General features: G+C 37.1%; 19 protein-coding genes and 1 tRNA gene. 11 read left to right on the forward strand and 9 right to left on the reverse strand.

Annotation, left to right across the window (positions count from 1 at the left end; translation table 11 throughout):
• Positions 1 to 201: 201 nt before the first annotated feature.
• From IRT38_RS09930 to IRT38_RS09955, 6 genes are all read left to right on the forward strand, one after another.
• Positions 202 to 278: transfer RNA gene (locus IRT38_RS09930), tRNA-Met, on the forward strand.
• 177 nt (positions 279 to 455) lie between these two features.
• A complete protein-coding gene (locus IRT38_RS09935; protein ID WP_004961495.1) occupies positions 456 to 674 on the forward strand; it encodes a hypothetical protein in 219 nt (72 codons plus the stop codon).
• Between the two features lie 376 nt (positions 675 to 1,050).
• On the forward strand, positions 1,051 to 1,269 hold the full coding sequence (locus IRT38_RS09940) for a cold-shock protein (RefSeq protein ID WP_004915353.1): 219 nt from the start codon (positions 1,051 to 1,053) through the stop codon (positions 1,267 to 1,269).
• 438 nt (positions 1,270 to 1,707) lie between these two features.
• On the forward strand, positions 1,708 to 1,869 hold the full coding sequence (locus IRT38_RS09945; RefSeq protein WP_194597591.1) for a hypothetical protein: 162 nt from the start codon (positions 1,708 to 1,710) through the stop codon (positions 1,867 to 1,869).
• Between the two features lie 204 nt (positions 1,870 to 2,073).
• Positions 2,074 to 2,508 carry an I78 family peptidase inhibitor gene (locus IRT38_RS09950; protein ID WP_039046962.1) on the forward strand — a complete coding sequence of 145 codons (435 nt, stop codon included), beginning with the start codon at positions 2,074 to 2,076 and terminating at the stop codon, positions 2,506 to 2,508.
• A 188-nt stretch (positions 2,509 to 2,696) separates the two neighbouring features.
• Positions 2,697 to 3,260: an FxsA family protein gene (locus IRT38_RS09955; protein WP_194597592.1), complete on the forward strand. Its 564-nt coding sequence runs from the start codon at positions 2,697 to 2,699 to the stop codon at positions 3,258 to 3,260.
• 45 nt (positions 3,261 to 3,305) lie between these two features.
• Here IRT38_RS09955 and IRT38_RS09960 read toward each other — a convergent pair whose 3' ends face one another.
• Positions 3,306 to 3,488, reverse strand: coding sequence for a hypothetical protein (locus IRT38_RS09960; protein ID WP_005402728.1), 183 nt, complete (start codon positions 3,486 to 3,488; stop codon positions 3,306 to 3,308).
• Between the two features lie 243 nt (positions 3,489 to 3,731).
• Here IRT38_RS09960 and IRT38_RS09965 point away from each other — a divergent pair, with 243 nt between their 5' ends.
• Complete coding sequence (locus tag IRT38_RS09965; protein WP_004915370.1) at positions 3,732 to 3,989, forward strand: hypothetical protein; 258 nt, start codon at positions 3,732 to 3,734, stop codon at positions 3,987 to 3,989.
• Positions 3,990 to 4,041: 52 nt separating this feature from the next.
• Here IRT38_RS09965 and metK read toward each other — a convergent pair whose 3' ends face one another.
• Positions 4,042 to 5,208 (reverse strand): methionine adenosyltransferase, encoded by a 1,167-nt coding sequence (gene metK / locus IRT38_RS09970; RefSeq protein WP_194597593.1) that lies wholly within the window; start codon positions 5,206 to 5,208, stop codon positions 4,042 to 4,044.
• Positions 5,209 to 5,592: 384 nt separating this feature from the next.
• Here metK and tkt point away from each other — a divergent pair, with 384 nt between their 5' ends.
• Positions 5,593 to 7,581, forward strand: coding sequence for a transketolase (tkt, locus tag IRT38_RS09975; protein WP_194597594.1), 1,989 nt, complete (start codon positions 5,593 to 5,595; stop codon positions 7,579 to 7,581).
• A gap of 54 nt (positions 7,582 to 7,635) precedes the next feature.
• Here tkt and IRT38_RS09980 read toward each other — a convergent pair whose 3' ends face one another.
• Positions 7,636 to 8,043, reverse strand: coding sequence for an OsmC family protein (locus tag IRT38_RS09980; RefSeq protein WP_039046958.1), 408 nt, complete (start codon positions 8,041 to 8,043; stop codon positions 7,636 to 7,638).
• Between the two features lie 227 nt (positions 8,044 to 8,270).
• Between IRT38_RS09980 and IRT38_RS09985 the strand changes: the two genes are divergently transcribed.
• Positions 8,271 to 8,849 (forward strand): YceI family protein, encoded by a 579-nt coding sequence (locus IRT38_RS09985; RefSeq protein WP_039046957.1) that lies wholly within the window; start codon positions 8,271 to 8,273, stop codon positions 8,847 to 8,849.
• An 81-nt stretch (positions 8,850 to 8,930) separates the two neighbouring features.
• Here the strand turns inward: IRT38_RS09985 and IRT38_RS09990 are convergent, their stop codons facing one another.
• Both IRT38_RS09990 and IRT38_RS09995 read right to left on the reverse strand, forming a co-directional pair.
• On the reverse strand, positions 8,931 to 9,437 hold the full coding sequence (locus tag IRT38_RS09990) for a GNAT family N-acetyltransferase (RefSeq protein ID WP_194597595.1): 507 nt from the start codon (positions 9,435 to 9,437) through the stop codon (positions 8,931 to 8,933).
• A 79-nt stretch (positions 9,438 to 9,516) separates the two neighbouring features.
• A complete protein-coding gene (locus IRT38_RS09995) occupies positions 9,517 to 9,774 on the reverse strand; it encodes a YjhX family toxin (protein WP_004915387.1) in 258 nt (85 codons plus the stop codon).
• Positions 9,775 to 10,107: 333 nt separating this feature from the next.
• On the opposite strand from IRT38_RS09995, the gene IRT38_RS10000 reads away from it, so the two are divergent.
• Positions 10,108 to 10,563 (forward strand): nucleoside deaminase, encoded by a 456-nt coding sequence (locus IRT38_RS10000; protein WP_004961526.1) that lies wholly within the window; start codon positions 10,108 to 10,110, stop codon positions 10,561 to 10,563.
• 51 nt (positions 10,564 to 10,614) lie between these two features.
• Here the strand turns inward: IRT38_RS10000 and IRT38_RS10005 are convergent, their stop codons facing one another.
• Positions 10,615 to 11,148: a lecithin retinol acyltransferase family protein gene (locus IRT38_RS10005; protein ID WP_194597596.1), complete on the reverse strand. Its 534-nt coding sequence runs from the start codon at positions 11,146 to 11,148 to the stop codon at positions 10,615 to 10,617.
• Positions 11,149 to 11,299: 151 nt separating this feature from the next.
• On the opposite strand from IRT38_RS10005, the gene IRT38_RS10010 reads away from it, so the two are divergent.
• Positions 11,300 to 12,061, forward strand: a complete 762-nt coding sequence (locus tag IRT38_RS10010) for a phosphodiester glycosidase family protein (protein WP_194597597.1) — start codon at positions 11,300 to 11,302, stop codon at positions 12,059 to 12,061.
• A 41-nt stretch (positions 12,062 to 12,102) separates the two neighbouring features.
• Here the strand turns inward: IRT38_RS10010 and IRT38_RS10015 are convergent, their stop codons facing one another.
• The 3 genes from IRT38_RS10015 to putA all read right to left on the reverse strand — a co-directional run bounded on the left by IRT38_RS10015 (position 12,103) and on the right by putA (position 17,643).
• The gene (locus tag IRT38_RS10015; protein ID WP_004915394.1) at positions 12,103 to 12,330 is read right to left on the reverse strand and encodes a hypothetical protein; all 228 of its coding nucleotides are present in this window, start codon (positions 12,328 to 12,330) and stop codon (positions 12,103 to 12,105) included.
• A 248-nt stretch (positions 12,331 to 12,578) separates the two neighbouring features.
• Positions 12,579 to 13,664, reverse strand: coding sequence for a tRNA (uridine(54)-C5)-methyltransferase TrmA (trmA, locus tag IRT38_RS10020; protein ID WP_194597598.1), 1,086 nt, complete (start codon positions 13,662 to 13,664; stop codon positions 12,579 to 12,581).
• A gap of 214 nt (positions 13,665 to 13,878) precedes the next feature.
• Entirely contained in the window at positions 13,879 to 17,643 is a 3,765-nt protein-coding gene (gene putA / locus IRT38_RS10025) for a trifunctional transcriptional regulator/proline dehydrogenase/L-glutamate gamma-semialdehyde dehydrogenase (RefSeq protein WP_194597599.1), read from the reverse strand.
• Positions 17,644 to 17,658: the final 15 nt, after the last annotated feature.

Raw genomic sequence — 17,658 nt, forward strand, 5'->3', positions numbered from 1 at the left:
AAAATTTCAGTCATTTAAAGAGTCGATTTAAAAGATTTTGACTAGTAGGAGTGTGATTTAAAAAATTTGTTTGAATTATTTGAATGACGTAAAGAATTTCCTTTTTTGTATTAAATATGAGCAAGTATTTTAGTTTTTAAAGATTTATGGAGAAAAAGTTTGCATTAAATTAGCTAAGGGCGTATAAAGCTAACTCGCTGATGCGGGGTGGAGCAGTCTGGTAGCTCGTCGGGCTCATAACCCGAAGGTCGTTGGTTCAAATCCAACCCCCGCATCCAATTTATTTTGCTCTGTGATCTATAAAAACGTTGTTGTTTTCTTAAACAGTAACGAGTTAGCTGAAATAAACCTAAAAAGCTAAAATTATTATTAAATCCTAGTTATGCTCTGTTTCCTTACCTAGTGTTGTAGTAAATCCAAGTTGTCACTTGAGCTCAGTCATGAGTATTTAAGTTTTGAAAATTATCAATGAATGGCATATTGCCACAGCCACAAATGGCAATGAAATCAATGTACAAATTATTCCCCTCAAACGTCAGCAAAGCACGCTTAATGGCTTTAAATGGGTTGAGGTAGGAAAAAAAATCCTTTTACAATCTGGTCAAGAAATTGAATTTAATCTTGATGGTAGAAGTTTTTATACATCACCAAACCAGTTGTATCGACTAAATTAGTCATATTTGCGCCTAACATAGAAATATTGTTACATTTTTAGGTTGGGCTTTATTGGATTATTCTCTTAGTTATAATTGTTTTTTTAGCTTTTTTATCAATATAAAATCCTTATAATTCAATAATTAAATATAAAAAATCTAATTTCCTAAATAATAATTGAAAATTATCTATATAAATAAGCAGATATTTATTGCTTGTAAAAAGCAAACTCGTGTATAGTGGTTCTTAACTAGAAGAATAACACTGTTGATTCAGCAAATCTTTAATTTCGTAGTTTAGTTAAACCTCTCGTTTTATCAGATTTTAGTCTCAAAGTTTTATTACTCCAAGTTATTTGCTGCTAAGCATCCCGAATTTTTTAAATAGGTTAAAGATATGTCTAACACTGCGACTGGTACAGTTAAATGGTTCAACGAAACTAAAGGTTTTGGTTTTATCCATGCTGATTCTGGACAAGATGTTTTTGCTCATTTTAGCGAAATCCAAAGCAATGGTTTCAAAGTTCTTCATGAAGGACAACGCGTGTCATTTACTGTTGCTCAAGGCAAAAAAGGCCCACAAGCAACTGGTATTACTGTAGTTGCTCAAAACTAATAGTATACCGCAGAAAAAAGCTCACTTTGGTGGGCTTTTTTTATGGTAAAAAAACCATAAATCTATCAAATTTCTTCTTCTGCTAAATTAATTGTTTAAACCCAATGTTAAAAAAGTATTGCATGCTCTACGACTTTTTGCTAATTTCAATTCGACGATTATTTCGGCAGATTAAAGATCAGCGTACATTTGATGAGCATGCGGTTATGGATAACATAGAGCAATACACTCAAGGGTTTGAACATGAAGTTCACGTGCAGTGTAAAAGATCATTAGGGACATTGTTATTTAGCTTTGTTGTCTTGCTAGTAACAAGTTTGTAATTAAAAAGCACCTAAGGGTGTTTTTTTATGCGTTATCAAAGTGACTGTTGAGGGAAAATTTTATCTTCCTGACCGTGTTTGCTATGTGATAGGCTTAATAAAAAAGGATAAGCCTATGGATGCCATAGAAACAAAAGATTTTTCTGCTATTGCTGGTTACACACTTGCACTTCTAGAGATGGATGAGTGGATTAATACTCGGCCTTTTTTTTATAAAATAAAAACGCATTATTTGGTTGACCGAGCGATTAGGCTTGAATACATCATTATCCAGTAGAGATAATTTAGAAACTTTAGCCTGATAAGAATGATCTTTGAATGGCATAGATCATAAATACATCTAAAGTATATTTTTTTAATAAGTTGTATTGTTAAGCTAACATTCTACAAATATTCAAATTATTTTTCTGTTTCAAATCATCGACATAATTTCTAAATTTTTTTGATATCTTTAATTTTTTACACATAAGAATTTAATTTCATGAAAAAGTTATTCATCATCAGTACGGTATTCCTTTCAATATCAGCATGCTCATCTACTCCAAATAAAGATGTGTCTCCTCCTAAAATTGGTATGCCTAATCCAGCCAGCCAATATTGTATAGAGCAAGGCGGGCAATTAGAAATTAGAAATGAAGCGAATGGTCAGGTCGGATACTGTAAATTACCGAATGGTAAAGTTGTAGAAGAGTGGGAGCTTTTTAGAGCAAATCAACCTAAATGCGATGCGGAAGAGGCTCAAAAATTAATTGGTCAGTCTGGGTTAAGTGATCAACAAATTAAACAAAAAACTCAATCAGAAATTGTTCGCACAGTTGCACCAAATCAGCCCGTAACAATGGATTATCGTGAAAATCGAGTTACTGTTACGATAGACCCAAGCTCTAAGAAAATCTTAAATGCGAGCTGTGGCTAACATTTATAAAAATTATAAGCTCTCATCTTGAATGTCTTCAGATGAGAGTGTTTCTGAAAATAGGGTAAGCCGCAAAACTTGATAAATTCGAAATTGTACCCATATCTTAATTTATTGAGTTCGTATTGATTAATATATAAGAATGATCAATTGAGCTGACACAAGTTTTTTATTTTTTGAGATTTGAGATGAATCTACTTCTTATCGTGGTTTTAGGTACTATTGCTGAGGTTTTAGTATGGATTGGCGTGGGTGACCTCGTTGGAAGTATGTGGTATGTCTTCTTCTGGTTTGTGCTTGCTTTCTTTATTGGTTTAAACCTTGTTCGCTCTAGCACTGCTAATATCATGCCTCAATTGCAGCAGATGCAAATGACAGGGCAATTAGGCGCAGATCCTGCTGTTACTAAGAAACTTGCATTAGCAATGTCTGGTTTCTTTTTAATGATTCCAGGATTAATTTCTGATGTACTTGCTTTATTGGTGTTGATTCCTTCTGTACAAACAGCTTTTCGTAATGCTTTGATGAAAACAATGGCCAAACGTCAGCAAGCGATGATGGATCAAATGATGGGTGGTATGGGAGGCGGCGGAGCTGCTGGACAAAATCCTTTTGCTGATTTGATGCGCCAAATGCAAGAAATGCAAAATCAACAGGGCGGTGGTCAATACCGCGATTCAACCATTATTGATGGTGAAGCGAGAGAAGTGAAATCAGATCAAAAGAAAATCGAATTTAAAGATGTAAACTAAGTTGTAATTTTTTAAAAAAAGCACGCTCTTCTAAAGCGTGCTTTTTTATTTTTGTTTGCTTGTATCTGTATCTGTGCTTTGTTCTAAATTTTCAGATAGGTTTTGTGTTTCAGCACTCTTTTTATATTGTGTTGGAGTTAATGTCGTAACTTCATTTTCTGATTGTTTGTATTTTCTACTGCGATTTGCTCGTTCGCGAAATCCACCTTTATTAATTAATTGAGTCATGATATTTACTCTTTGATCATAGCCAAATATTTTAGCAAAATTATGTGAAAGATCAAAATAATACCTAATTACTGAATTTACCTCGATTGTAATGATTTCATAAAAATGACATATTATTTTTGTTAAATGAGCTGGTAAGGTCATAAATCAAGATTGAAATCTTGATTTATTTCTCATAGGATAAAAGTGCGACGGTAAAAATTGTTGTAAAAAGAAAATAAAAAATAACAATCGGGAGGAAAAATGATGTTATATCAATATCATTGTGCATGCTGTGACAAGGTTGTTGCTTCAACTGATAAAGAGTGTCCACATTGCGGTTCGCAACACATTAGGAGTCCGTATGGGCTTTGGATGTTTTGTGTGGCAGCATGTTTGGCTGTAGTTGTTATTGTGAAGCTTGCGCATATGTATTCGCAACATCATCAAGAAGAACAGCCTGTTCAAAATACATCTATTTTTGAAGTTTTAAAGCAAGACAATATGAATTCGGGAAATTAAAAGTTGGGGAATAAAAAAAGCTCGCATCATGCGAGCTTTTTTATGTGTGGGTTTAAAGTCCAGCAGCATCCTTAAGGATCTGAACTTTATCTGTCTTTTCCCATGTAAATGCAGTGTCAGAACCTTCGCGACCGAAGTGACCATATGCTGCAGTTTGTTTATACATCGGTTGAATTAGATTCAACATACGCGTAATACCATACGGACGTAAGTCAAAATGTTCACGTACTAGCTGAACAATAAGCTCATCTGATACTTTGCCTGTATTAAATGTATTAATTGAAATAGAAGTAGGTTCTGCAACACCAATTGCATAACTGACTTGGATTTCACATTTGTCAGCAAGACCTGCAGCAACGATATTTTTCGCGACATAACGTCCAGCATAAGCTGCAGAGCGGTCTACTTTTGATGGGTCTTTGCCAGAGAAAGCACCACCACCATGACGGGCCATCCCACCGTATGTATCAACAATAATTTTACGACCAGTTAAACCACAGTCACCTACAGGACCACCAATCACAAACATACCTGTAGGATTGATGTGGAACTTGGTTTCAGCATGAAACATTTCAGCAGGAATAATTGGTTTAATAATTTCTTCGATAATTGCTTCTTTTAACTGAGCTTGGGTGATTTCAGGATCGTGCTGAGTTGATAATACAACTGCATCTAAACGAACTGGCATACCATTTTCATAAGCAAATGTAACTTGGCTTTTTGCATCTGGACGTAACCAAGGTAAAGCACCTGAACGACGTAATTCTGCTTGACGTTCCATGAGGCGATGAGCGTATGAAATAGGCGCAGGCATAAGAACATCTGTCTCACGGCTTGCGTAACCGAACATCAAGCCTTGGTCGCCAGCACCTTGATCTTCTGGTTTTTGACGGTCAACACCTTGAGCAATCTCAGGTGACTGCTTACCAATCATGTTGATGACAGCACATGTAGAGCCATCAAAACCTAAATCAGAATGATGATAACCGATTCCGTTAACTGTTTGACGTACAATCGCTTCAAAGTCCACGTTTGCTGTAGTCGTAATTTCACCAGCAAGAACAACAGCGCCTGTTTTTACTAATGTTTCACAAGCGACACGCGCATACGGGTCTTCTTTTAGGATTGCATCTAAAATAGCATCACTAATTTGGTCAGCCATTTTGTCTGGATGACCTTCGCTTACAGATTCTGAAGTAAAAACAGCATACTCGCGCATGAACGTCCTATCATGGTTATTTTCAAAAAGACAGAGTATGTTACATCGACTTGGCGTATAGGACTAGCACAAGCTGACTAAAAAGCATGAAATTATTTCATTTTCATCATGTTTTTATTGATATGTGTATAAGTAAAACTAATATTAATGCTTTAATTAATAAAGTTTTTCTGAATTGTAAATTTTCATATTTGAATGATTGTATTTTACATGTTGTTTACACGGTGAACATTTACATAAAGAATTGTATTTGAATGATCAAAATATAAGAAATATCGTGTATTGCACTTTACCCCATCTTGTTTTTTTAAGACAATAGTCGCAGTTTTTGAAAGATGATTTCTCATCTTCTCTCATCTTATTGATTTAATCGGATTCTGACTTATGACAACCCCTTTAAATGAACGTCGTATTGCAAATGCAATTCGTGTCTTGGCTATGGATGCTGTGCAACAAGCAAACTCAGGGCATCCTGGTGCTCCAATGGGGATGGCAGATATCGCTGACGTAGTTTGGCGCGAATTTTTAAATCATAACCCAACAAACCCACAATGGGCGAACCGTGACCGTTTTGTATTGTCTAATGGTCATGGCTCAATGTTGCAATATGCATTATTGCATTTGACTGGTTATGATTTGTCTATTGAAGATTTAAAGCAATTCCGCCAATTACACTCTAAAACTCCTGGTCATCCTGAATATGGTTATGCACCAGGTATTGAAACAACAACTGGCCCATTAGGTCAGGGTATTGCGAATGCAGTAGGTTTTGCTTTAGCTGAAAAAACGTTAGCTGCTCAGTTCAACAAAGACGGTTTAAATGTTGTTGATCACTTCACTTACTGTTTCCTTGGTGATGGCTGCTTGATGGAAGGTATTTCGCACGAAGTATGTTCACTTGCAGGTACTTTAGGTCTTGGTAAGTTGATTGCTTACTACGATGACAACGGGATTTCAATTGATGGTGAAGTGGAAGGTTGGTTTAGTGATGATACTGAGCAACGTTTCAAAGCTTATGGCTGGCAAGTGCTTCGTGTAGACGGGCATGACGCTGATGCGATTCGTCAAGCAACTGTTGAAGCGAAAGCTGAAAGCAATAAACCAACGATCATTATCTGTAAAACGATTATTGGTTTAGGTTCTCCGAATAAACAAGGTAAAGAAGACTGCCACGGCGCGCCACTTGGTAAAGATGAAATCGCTTTAACACGTGAAGCATTAGGTTGGAAAGAAGAAGCGTTTGTTATTCCAGAAGATGTATATGCAGCTTGGGATGCAAAAGCTAAGGGTCAAACTTCTGAAGCCGCTTGGAATGAATTGTTTGCACAATACCAAGCAAAATATCCAACTGAAGCAGCTGAATTGTTACGTCGCATCAACGGTGACTTACCTGCAGAATTTGCTGCACAAGCCGATGCATTCATTGCTGAAACAAATGCAAAAGCTGAAACAATTGCAACTCGTAAAGCAAGCCAAAATACGTTACAAGCGTTTGGTCCATTACTGCCTGAATTATTAGGTGGTTCGGCTGACTTGGCTGGTTCTAACTTAACACTTTGGAAAGGTTGCCAAGGCTTACAAGATAATCCTGCGGGTAACTACGTTTATTACGGCGTTCGTGAATTCGGTATGACCGCAATTGCAAACGGTGTAGCTTTACACGGTGGTTTTGTTCCTTACGTTGCAACATTCTTAATGTTTATGGAGTATGCGCGTAATGCGGTACGTATGTCTGCATTAATGAAACAACGCGTGATTCATATATATACACATGATTCAATCGGTTTAGGTGAAGATGGTCCAACACATCAGCCAATTGAGCAAATTGCATCATTACGTGGTACGCCTAATTTAAATACATGGCGTCCATGTGATACGGTTGAAGCGGCTGTTTCTTGGAAATCTGCTCTTCAGCGTAAAGAAGGTCCAACAGCATTAATCTTCTCTCGTCAAAACTTGCCATTCCAAGCACGTAATGAAGCTCAAATTCAAAACGTTGCAAAAGGTGGTTATGTGCTTGCTGAAGAAAAAGGCGAGTTGAAAGCAATCATCATTGCGACTGGTTCAGAAGTTTCATTGGCGATGGAAGCATATGCACAGCTTGAAGGTGTGCGTGTTGTATCTATGCCATGTGCTGAAGAGTTTATGAAGCAAGATGCGGCGTATCGTGAAGCGGTACTGCCTGCGCATATCCGTGCACGTGTAGCGGTTGAAGCTGCCCATGTGGATTACTGGTGGAAATTTGTTGGTTTAGATGGCAAAGTGATTGGTATGACCACTTATGGCGAATCTGCACCAGCGAAAGATTTGTTCCAATTCTTTGGTATCACGACGGAAGCAGTTGTCGCTGCTGTTAAAGAATTGACTGCTTAATTGAATTAAGAGTTAAAAAGCGTCCTGATTAGGGCGCTTTTTTTGTGATTGAAATTAAATGCTAAGTTCAGTTTGAATCGAAATATTAGAAGTCAATAATTTATGAACAGGGCAGCTTTCTGCTACCTTTAACAAGCGTTTGTGCTGATCTTCGGTAAATTCACCTTTAAGCATGATCTTACGCTCAATGTTATTTTGACCAGACTCTGGTTGACCATTTGGATTCAATGAAAGATCTACTTGAACGTGTTCAAGTTTAATTCCTTTGTGATTGGCGTACATTTCTAAGGTGATCGTCGTACACGCGCCCAGAGCAGATAATAATAATTGTATTGGATTTGGTGCAGTATCTTGACCGCCTTTATCTGCAGGTTCATCAGAATACCAAGTGTGCCCAGAAGAGTTCGTCAGTGTAACGCGATAGGGAGTTGATGTGCTGAGTGCTTGGGTAGAATAAGTCATGATTTACCTTGTTGTGAATCTTTTTAAATTAAAAAAATCATAGATCAATCGAGAATACGAATGAACTATCCAATTGTCTAGTATCGAATCTGTATAATCATATTGAGTTTAATATGCGCTGTAACCCTTTTATTGTTGCACTGATGAAACATATCGTTTTATAAAGAATAATGATTAAAAATACTTGATGTATACACTAATCACTATATCAAACAAGGATACGAAAAATGCAATTTAAAACATTAAGCTTAGGTTTAGCCGTTGCCATCGCAAGTTCTGTAACTTTAGCTGCACCAGTAGACTATAAAATTGATCCAACACATACAGCAACAGTGTTTAGCTGGAATCACTTTGGTTTTTCAACTCCGAGCGCGAATTTCACTGATATTCAAGGTGTGATTAAAGTTGATAATGCTAAACCATCAAACTCTTCTGTAGATGTGATTATTCCAATCAGCAGTGTGAATACAAATGTTCCTGCTTTGGATAAAGAGTTCCAAGAAGAAGCTTGGTTTAACGCAGCTAAATATCCGAATATCACTTTTAAAAGTACTAAAGTAGAAACTAAAGACAAGAAACATTTCAAAATTACGGGTAACTTAACCGTTAAAGGTGTGACAAAGCCTGTGGTTTTAGATGCTGTGCTGAATAAACAAGGTGAGCATCCAATGGCTAAAGTACCTGCAATTGGATTTAATGCAACGACTTCATTTGATCGTTCTGCATTTGGTATCGGAAACTATGTTCCGAATGTAGGGGATAAGATCACTGTAAATATTACAACTGAAGCAACTGCTGCTAAGTAATATCGAAGTACTCAAACTTCAAAAAAGCTCACGCTCAATAGCCGTGAGCTTTTTTATTTGCTCATTATCTAGAGAAAATGACTATGCGGTAGCATTAAATGCTTCTGAATAAGTCACATAACCACTTGGTATGTGATCGGTAAAAGCAAGAATTTGAAAATAGTCTGCTGGAACATTTTCTAAGATCAATCTAGCATCAGCCTTAAAGCCAAATTTTCCATAATAATTAGGATCACCGAGTAATACGCATCCTTTTGCATTTAGTGCCTTGATCTTATTCAAACCTTCTTTGATAAGTTGAGAGCCTATACCATTTGATTGATATTCAGGTAGAACTGAAATTGGGCCTAAACCATACCAATCTGTCGTACGATCTGAAATAGAGACTGGTGAAAAGGCAATATGCCCAACAACTTGATTGTTAATTTCAGCGATTAAAGAAAGGGTTAACTGATTATTTTCTCTCAGCGCATTTACAATGAATTGTTCAGTGTGGCTTGAATATTCAACATGTGAGAATGCTGATTGTGTTAAATCAAAAATGGCTTGGATGTCAGTGTTCTGTTCATTACGGATTCGAATGTTCATTTTAGTTACCTAGTATTTTTTTAAATCACTGATGAAGCAAAATCATGTTATTGCTTCATCAGATGATGATTAAGGATGTTTATTGATTATCGAGTTGAGGCCGTACGTTTCTAAGCCCATTCAAATTGATTTGATAGGGTTGACCTTCCTGTGATTTGATCAATCTTTTCTTCTTAAGTTTTCGAAAAACATCGAGTGTGCAATCAGATAATACAAAACCTTCACGGCTATAACATTCTACAGCAATGAGTTGTCCTGATTCATTTTTGAGTTTTACGATTTTTCCGCCTTTTGCTAAGACGTGTAAAGTCCTTTGTTCAGACTTGGATAGGTTCATGTTGGAATCCAGATATTAAGTAATCAAAAGCAAAGATAGGCATGAAGCCTGAAAATTCGCGTTGATAACCCATTTCAAATTTTCATTGAAATATGGTTATCAGATTACTGCTATCTCCAACATAAAATCCTCAATGTAGATTGGATATGAAATTTGCTAATCAATATATAGCTTGTGATATAAAAAGTAAAATATTATGTGAAATATACTGTGTTTTGGATGCGAGAGTTAAGGTGTATAGCCTTATTTTTAAGATTAACTTAAGATGCAAGTATCGATGTATTTCCAATATTTGAATGCACAGCACAAATATTATTTTCAAGGAAGGATAGGATGGATAATCAGAAATTCATACAGCAGGCCGTCGATTTAGCACTAGAAAATGTAAAACGAGGCGGTCGACCATTTGCTGCTTTGGTTGTAAAAAATAATGAGATCATTTCAACAGGTGTAAATCAGATTAAGTTGACGAATGATCCGACAGCACATGCTGAACTGCTCGCATTACGAGAAGCAGGTCGTTTATTATCTACTCCAAATTTAGAAGATTGTACGGTTTATGCAAGTGGGCAACCTTGTCCAATGTGTCTAGCTGCAATAAGAATGGCTGGAATTTCAAAAGTATTTTTTGCATTTTCCAATACAGATGCTGAACCATTTGGTTTATCAACTGCGAAAATTGCCGAATTATTGAGAGTTGAACCTCAATTTCAAGAGGGTTTAGAGTTTACTCAATTAAAATCGAATCACTGCTCAGATTTGTATGCAATTTGGCAAAGACAACAGTAGATTGGATTGCGAAGAGTTACTTTTAGATTAGTAACTTATTGAAAATCTATATTACTTTTTTGCATGCTTTTCTTTTAAAAGTAAGTATGCGGGAAGAGATTTTTTCGCTTGACGGCGAATCATGATTTTTATGTATAAAACGATCGCAAAGCAGGCTGTAGCAATTGTAAGCATCAGGCTATTCATATAACTCATTAAAGAGCTAACATAACCAATCGTAGCAATACGCCGTTGCATCCTTTCAACTTGCGTACTGGATTCAATACCTGTAATCGCCCATGTGCAAAGGTGTTCACAATTATTGATAATCAAATGGTAGTGATTTTCATGCATACGTGATCGCATGCGACGTACAACTGCCTTAGCTTTATATTTCGGTGATTCATAATAACGAATATGAATAGGCTTATCACGAGCAAAACGTTCTAGTGTCGTTATTTCAATAGGATGTTTTCTGAAAATATGTGCAAAGCCTGAGTAGTGAATAACTCTTCCACGACCTGCATAGATGCCATGATGGCTATAACCAAAGTGTTTGACGATGAGATGAGCGCCAAGATAAAAACGTTGATGTTTCTGCTGCATGCCTATTCAAGAATATTGCATTTTACCTAGCTATTTTAGTGAAAAAAGATGAATCTATCGAGCATATTTCATCAATCAATCATGTGAATATGTGTTGAGTTTGTATCTTGCATTTAAATCGAGGTTATATTCTAGCGTAGGTACTTTTGTGATGGTGAGGAATTTGAAATTGTTGTTGAATCGATGTCTATTACTATCAAGTATGGTATTTCAAGCTACCACAGTTTTTGCATTTGAATATCAAAGTATGAAATTCGAGGATGTTCAATTTGAAGTGATAAAGGTCGATGACTTAAAGGATTTGCAATTATTTTTAAAAAATCCTCGAACAGGTGATTTCTATCAAAAGTTTTCGAATATTCAAAGCGACTTAGCTGCATGTAAAGAATTACGTTTTGCGATGAATGCTGGGATGTATCATCCCAACTTTGAGCCTGTGGGGTTGTATATAGAAAAAAAGAAAAAGCTTTCTGAATTAAATGAATCAACTGGTTTTGGTAATTTTTTTATGCAACCAAATGGTGTAGTAGCGTGGAATGATCATGGTGCTGTCATTCATTCAACAGCAGACTATAAGAGAGCAAACTTTACAGCAAATTTCGCGACACAATCAGGACCAATGTTGGTGCATAAAGGACTAATAAATTCTCAATTTATAAAGGATTCAAATTCTTTAAAAATTCGTAATGGTGTTGGGGTACGGGATGATCATTTATATTTCGTGATTTCAGAACAGCGTATAAATTTTTATCAGTTTGCAAAGTTCTTTAAACAGCAGTTGAGAGTAGATGAAGCTTTGTATTTAGATGGATCGATTTCTAGCTTGTATTTAAAAGACATTCAACGTAATGATAGAAAATATAATTTAGGACCAATCTTTGGATTAACACATCAGATCAATTGTAAGTTATAGAACCCTAATCCTCTCGTTCAGAAAAGATTAGGGTATTATTTTTATTGGATTGGTGGGTTGATCATCGCAAGTAATTCTTTACGACTATAACCACGAGAAATCAGGACTTTTTTGATGCCTTTGATCACATCTTCATCTGTAGCTTTTACTAAAGCATCAAGAAGTTGTTCATTTGATTTGCAAGAGCAATCATTTTCAACACATGAGGTTTGATTCTTGTGTTCGTTATATTGTTGATCAGCATTCAACAATTTTTGCCAAAAACTCATAGAGCCTTCATATACAACCTAACATAGATCGAAATATAGTCACTTTAAAATAAAATACAAGTCAGCATAAGTGATAAAAGCAGCAGTTGAACTTCAATTTTTTCGATGATTTTTAATGTTATTAACGAAATTATGACAACTTAATGACTTGACCGTTGATATTTCAAAGTTTTTTATAAAAAACTCAAATAAAAAATAGAGAGTTATAAAAACTCTCTATTAAAAATGCTTACATTGAAATAGTTTGTTTAAATTTTTTCAAGTAATACACCAGACTCAACATGATGTGTAAAAGGGAATTGATCAAACATAGCAAACTTCTGAATGCGGTGTGTTTGTGTCAATATTTTTAAGTTATCGTGTAGCGTGTCTGGGTTGCAAGATATGTAGATAACATGTTCAAAACCTTGTAACAGCTTGAGCGTTTCGTCATCAATGCCTGCGCGTGGTGGATCAACAAATACAGTGTCAAAGTCATAGCTTTGAATATCAATTTCAGCTTCTAATAAACGTCTAAATGTACGTTCACCTTGATAGGCTTGGGTAAATTCTTCAGCTGATAAACGTGCTACTTGAATATTATCAATTTGATTCTGTTCAATATTCCATTGCGCTGCATGAACTGATGATTTAGCAAGTTCAGTTGCAAGAACGCGTTTAAATTTCAGAGACAGTGGTAGAGTAAAGTTACCATTACCGCAATACAGTTCTAGTAAATCTTTTTGAGCACCTTCCGCAGCATCACAAGCCCATTCAAGCATATGTTGGCAGACTTGAGCATTAGGCTGGGTAAAGCTGCTTTCAATTTGTTTGTATTTGAAAGTACGTCCATGAACATTAAGTTGTTCAACAACGTAATCATCTCCAATAATGACCTTTTGACCGCGGCTACGTCCCATAATTTTAATATTTAATTTATCAGCAAGTGCTTTTGCTGCACTTTCCCATTCTGCATCCAAACGGCGATGGTAAATCAGCGTTACCAACATTTCGCCACTTAAAGTGGATAGGAAATCTGCTTCAAAAATACGTTGCGAAAGAATCGGAGTTGCTTTTAATTCTTCTAGTAGTCGTGGCATTAAATTATTGATACTGCTATCAGCAATCGGGAAATCATCGATACGAATAACAGCTTTTTGCTTACCATCTTCAGCACGTTCAAACATGGCATAAAACAAATCATCTTCAGTGTGCCAAATACGGAATTCTGCACGCATACGAAAATGTTGCTCAGGTGATTGAAATACTTCTAAAGCAGGGGGATTGAACGGTGCAAATTGTGCGGTGATTCGTTCAACTTTCTCTTGAAGTTGCTGTTGGTAAGATACGGTCATAAAAAAGAAAACTGTAGGTAAAAACTAAAGGGGAATGGTATCAAAAAAAGCAGTAAAAGGTGCAGGGAAATTATGATTATCCCTGATTTAAACGAATTGGTTTCATTACATGATGGTGTGGAAATTTTTGTAAAAACCATTTGTCTTAAAATTAGAAAATAAAAACCCGAACCATGTAGAACATGGTTCGGGCAGGGAGATTTGAAGACTTAAATTAGTCTTCAGATAAAGTCATTAAACTCGCATTACCGCCGGCAGCAGCGGTATTTACACTTATAGCTCGTTCAATGACTAGACGTTCTAGAGGAATTTGCTCATATGTCTTGAGATGAGTAATGCCCACGATTGCTCCAGAACGGTTCGCAATTTTCGTTTGCAGTTCAGTTAATTGTTCAACTGAACCATGATGTAAAACAGCATCAAAAGCATCTTTTTCGATGTCTGAAATCACTTTAATTGCTGCTAACACATCTTTTGGTAAAGATTTCTGATGCTTAGCCAAGAAAGCATTATCTTTAGTAACAGCAGCAGTACTGCTTACTGCGAAAATCGCTAGTAACTGCTGTAACTGGCTCGCTTCATCATTTGCGATAGAAAGCACACGATGACGAGGTAAGATAATGTATTGGTTACTTTCACCAGTAGGACCTTGCAACTCATAGAATTTACCAACGCCAAATGCAGGAATCGTTGGAATTGCTTGAGGCATATTTTGCTTAGCCCAAGTTAATAAGTTTTGGTAAGCAACATTTGAAACTGCTTCAAAAGTTGAAACTTCTGATTTAACAGCAAATGGTGTTGCTAAGACTTTTTCAGAACAATGTTCCATCAAACGATACATATATAATGGACCGCCTGCTTTAGGACCTGTACCAGATAAGCCTTGACCACCAAATGGTTGCACGCCAACAACTGCACCAACGATATTACGGTTGATATATAAGTTGCCTACTTCTGCGCGTTGGATGACAGTATTAATCGTTTCATCAATACGTGTGTGTAGACCCATCGTTAAGCCGTAACCTTTTGCATTGATGCGATCGATCAATTGCTCAAGTTCACCATACTTATATGTGATGATATGCAATACAGGACCAAATACTTCACGCTCTAAATCATCAAGGTTTGGTAATTCGATCGCAGTTGGTGGAACAAATGTGCCTTGAGGAAGTGCTTGTTGGCTTACAGCATCGTTAAACATCAATTGATGAACAGGGTAGCCCTTTGATTTCATCTTTTGAATGTGATTATCAATGGTTTGTTTTGCTTCAGTATCAATTACTGGTCCAATATCAGTTTTTAAGATAGCAGGATTACCTACGATCAACTGTTTCATTGCACCTTTCAACATTTTCACAACTGTTGCAGCACTATCTTCTTGAACACATAAGATACGAAGAGCAGAACAACGTTGACCTGCACTATCAAATGCAGAACTTACTACATCCAATACGACTTGTTCGGTTAAAGCAGAAGAATCAACGATCATGGCATTTTGACCACCTGTTTCCGCGATTAACGGAATTGGTTGACCATTCGGTGACAAGCGTTTTGCCACAGTTTTTTGCAAGATTTTTGCAACCTCTGTAGAACCTGTAAACATGATGCCTTGGATACGATCATCTTGGCTCAATTGCGCGCCAACTGTTTCACCGCGACCAGGTAGAAGTTGAACCGCACCACGTGGTACACCAGCTTCCCAAAGCATTTGAACTGCTTGAGCTGCAATCAATGGAGTTTGCTCAGCTGGTTTTGCAATCACACAGTTGCCGCTTACTAACGCAGCTGCAATCTGACCCGAGAAAATCGCAAGAGGGAAGTTCCATGGGCTGATACACAAAACTGTACCTAATGGCTTCACTTGTGCATTTGCAGGTAAGTTTTCAATTTGAGTTGCGTAGTAACGTAAGAAGTCTACTGCTTCACGTACTTCTGCAATCGCATTGGCATAGGTTTTACCACTTTCACGGCAAAGTAATACCATCAATTCTTGGATGCGAGCTTCCATCAAATCCGCAGCGCGTTTTAAGCAAGCAGCTCGTTCAGTTTTATTTGTTGCAGCCCAACTTTGCTCTGCTTGTACTGCTGCTTCTAGTGCAAGTTGTACATCAGCGCTGGTTGCCTCGTTTACATAACCTACGATTTCACTATTTTGTGCAGGGTTTGTAATTGCAAGAGCATTACTTTGATCATGGACTGTTGATTCAAATCCAAGTAATGGCACGCTTTTCCACACGTGATTACGAAGCTTTTGGGCTGTAGCATCTAAGTCTGCAAGCGGTGTGTCATTGTTTAAATCGAAACCATTTGAGTTTGGACGCAACGGATATAAATCATGCGGAAGAGGAATAGCAGGATGTTTTAAACCAAGTTGACCTTCTTCTTTTGCAGCAGTTTGAATATCTTTGATAGGTGATTGAATTAAATCATCTACTTTCAATGTTTTATCTGCAATGCGGTTTACAAATGAAGTGTTTGCACCATTTTCAAGTAAACGACGAACTAAGTAAGCCAATAGGGTTTCATGGTTACCAACTGGCGCATACACGCGACATGGAATACCAAGTTTACCGTCTTCTTTTGAACCCACAACTTGTTCATACAGTGGTTCACCCATGCCATGCAAGCATTGGAATTCATATTGACCAGGATAGTATTTGCTTGGATTAGCTAGATTGTAGATGGTTGCAAGTGACTGTGCATTGTGTGTTGCAAATTGCGGATACACTTGATCAGGTGCAGCTAGAAGTTTCTTCGCACAAGCAATGTATGACAAATCTGTATGTACTTTACGTGTGAACACAGGGTAGTCAGTCATACCTTCAATTTGAGCTTTTTTGATTTCGCTATCCCAATACGCACCTTTCACTAGGCGAATCATGAGACGTTTGTTGCTGCGTTTTGCGAGATCAATGATGTAATCGACAACGAAGAAACAACGTTTTTGGTAGGCTTGGATAACAAAGCCAATGCCTTTCCAGTTTGCAAGTTTAGGTTCGAAGCATAGACGCTCTAACATTTCCAAAGAAATTTCTAAACGTTCCGATTCTTCAGCATCGATGTTTAAACCAATATCATAATGCTTAGCTAAACATGCGAGTTCGAAAACTTTGTTATAAAGTTCATGGTGAACACGACTGATTTGCGAGCGTTGGTAACGAGGATGCAATGCTGAAAGCTTGATAGAAATACCAGGACCATCATAGACGCCACGACCATTAGATGCTTTACCAATCGCATGAATCGCTTGGGTATAGTCGTTGTAATAGCGTTCAGCATCGTGATCTGTGAGTGCAGCTTCACCTAACATGTCATAAGAGTAACGGAAACCTTTATGTTCAAGTGGCTTAGCATGTTCAAGTGCTTCTTCAATAGTTTCACCAGTAACAAACTGTTCACCCATCATACGCATAGCGACGTCAACCGCTTTACGAATAATACCGCGACCACTACGTGCCAATAAGCCCGTTAATACACTCGATAAACTTGTTTGTTTTGGAGTTTCCATTAACTTACCAGTTAACATCAAACCCCAAGCAGCAGCGTTTACGAACATGAGGCTACTTTGACCTACGTGCTCTTTCCAGTTGCCTTGGTTGATTTTGTCACGAATCAAAAGATCACGTGTCGCAGTATCTGGAATACGAAGCAATGCTTCTGCTAAACACATGAGTGCCACACCTTCTTGAGAAGAAAGTGAGAACTCCTGAAGTAAACCTTGCACGATACCTGCTTTACCAGCAGAACTTTTGCGTTCACGTAGATTATTCGCTAGATCAAATGCAAGTTCATAAATTTTTTGATCGGGATCTGGTGAGATATTTGCGGCTTCAGCAAGTTCAGCGACAGCTTCAGGTTCAGCACGTCGCCAAGCTGTATTAATGCGTTGCTCAAACTCACTTTTTTCTTTAAATTCGGTGATATAACCACCGTCGTTGTGAGCTGTGTCCATTTGTGCGGGAGTATCCAAAGTATTCATACTAAATTCCAATAA

The sequence above is a fragment of the Acinetobacter sp. SK-43 genome (genome assembly GCF_015351505.1).
GTDB lineage: Bacteria > Pseudomonadota > Gammaproteobacteria > Pseudomonadales > Moraxellaceae > Acinetobacter > Acinetobacter junii.

Bases quoted from the DNA above. Each gene is read 5' to 3' on its own strand.
- IRT38_RS09960 (WP_005402728.1), bottom strand. From the start codon at position 3,488: ATGACTCAATTAATTAATAAAGGTGGATTTCGCGAACGAGCAAATCGC.
- IRT38_RS10005 (WP_194597596.1), bottom strand. From the start codon at position 11,148: ATGCAGCAGAAACATCAACGTTTTTATCTTGGCGCTCATCTCATCGTC.
- trmA (WP_194597598.1), bottom strand. From the start codon at position 13,664: ATGACCGTATCTTACCAACAGCAACTTCAAGAGAAAGTTGAACGAATC.
- IRT38_RS09990 (WP_194597595.1), bottom strand. From the start codon at position 9,437: ATGAACATTCGAATCCGTAATGAACAGAACACTGACATCCAAGCCATT.
- IRT38_RS09995 (WP_004915387.1), bottom strand. From the start codon at position 9,774: ATGAACCTATCCAAGTCTGAACAAAGGACTTTACACGTCTTAGCAAAA.
- putA (WP_194597599.1), bottom strand. From the start codon at position 17,643: ATGAATACTTTGGATACTCCCGCACAAATGGACACAGCTCACAACGAC.
- IRT38_RS10000 (WP_004961526.1), top strand. From the start codon at position 10,108: ATGGATAATCAGAAATTCATACAGCAGGCCGTCGATTTAGCACTAGAA.
- IRT38_RS09980 (WP_039046958.1), bottom strand. From the start codon at position 8,043: ATGACTTATTCTACCCAAGCACTCAGCACATCAACTCCCTATCGCGTT.
- IRT38_RS09945 (WP_194597591.1), top strand. From the start codon at position 1,708: ATGGATGCCATAGAAACAAAAGATTTTTCTGCTATTGCTGGTTACACA.
- IRT38_RS10015 (WP_004915394.1), bottom strand. From the start codon at position 12,330: ATGAGTTTTTGGCAAAAATTGTTGAATGCTGATCAACAATATAACGAA.
- metK (WP_194597593.1), bottom strand. From the start codon at position 5,208: ATGCGCGAGTATGCTGTTTTTACTTCAGAATCTGTAAGCGAAGGTCAT.
- IRT38_RS09955 (WP_194597592.1), top strand. From the start codon at position 2,697: ATGAATCTACTTCTTATCGTGGTTTTAGGTACTATTGCTGAGGTTTTA.
- IRT38_RS09950 (WP_039046962.1), top strand. From the start codon at position 2,074: ATGAAAAAGTTATTCATCATCAGTACGGTATTCCTTTCAATATCAGCA.
- IRT38_RS09940 (WP_004915353.1), top strand. From the start codon at position 1,051: ATGTCTAACACTGCGACTGGTACAGTTAAATGGTTCAACGAAACTAAA.
- IRT38_RS09965 (WP_004915370.1), top strand. From the start codon at position 3,732: ATGATGTTATATCAATATCATTGTGCATGCTGTGACAAGGTTGTTGCT.
- IRT38_RS10010 (WP_194597597.1), top strand. From the start codon at position 11,300: ATGGTGAGGAATTTGAAATTGTTGTTGAATCGATGTCTATTACTATCA.
- tkt (WP_194597594.1), top strand. From the start codon at position 5,593: ATGACAACCCCTTTAAATGAACGTCGTATTGCAAATGCAATTCGTGTC.
- IRT38_RS09985 (WP_039046957.1), top strand. From the start codon at position 8,271: ATGCAATTTAAAACATTAAGCTTAGGTTTAGCCGTTGCCATCGCAAGT.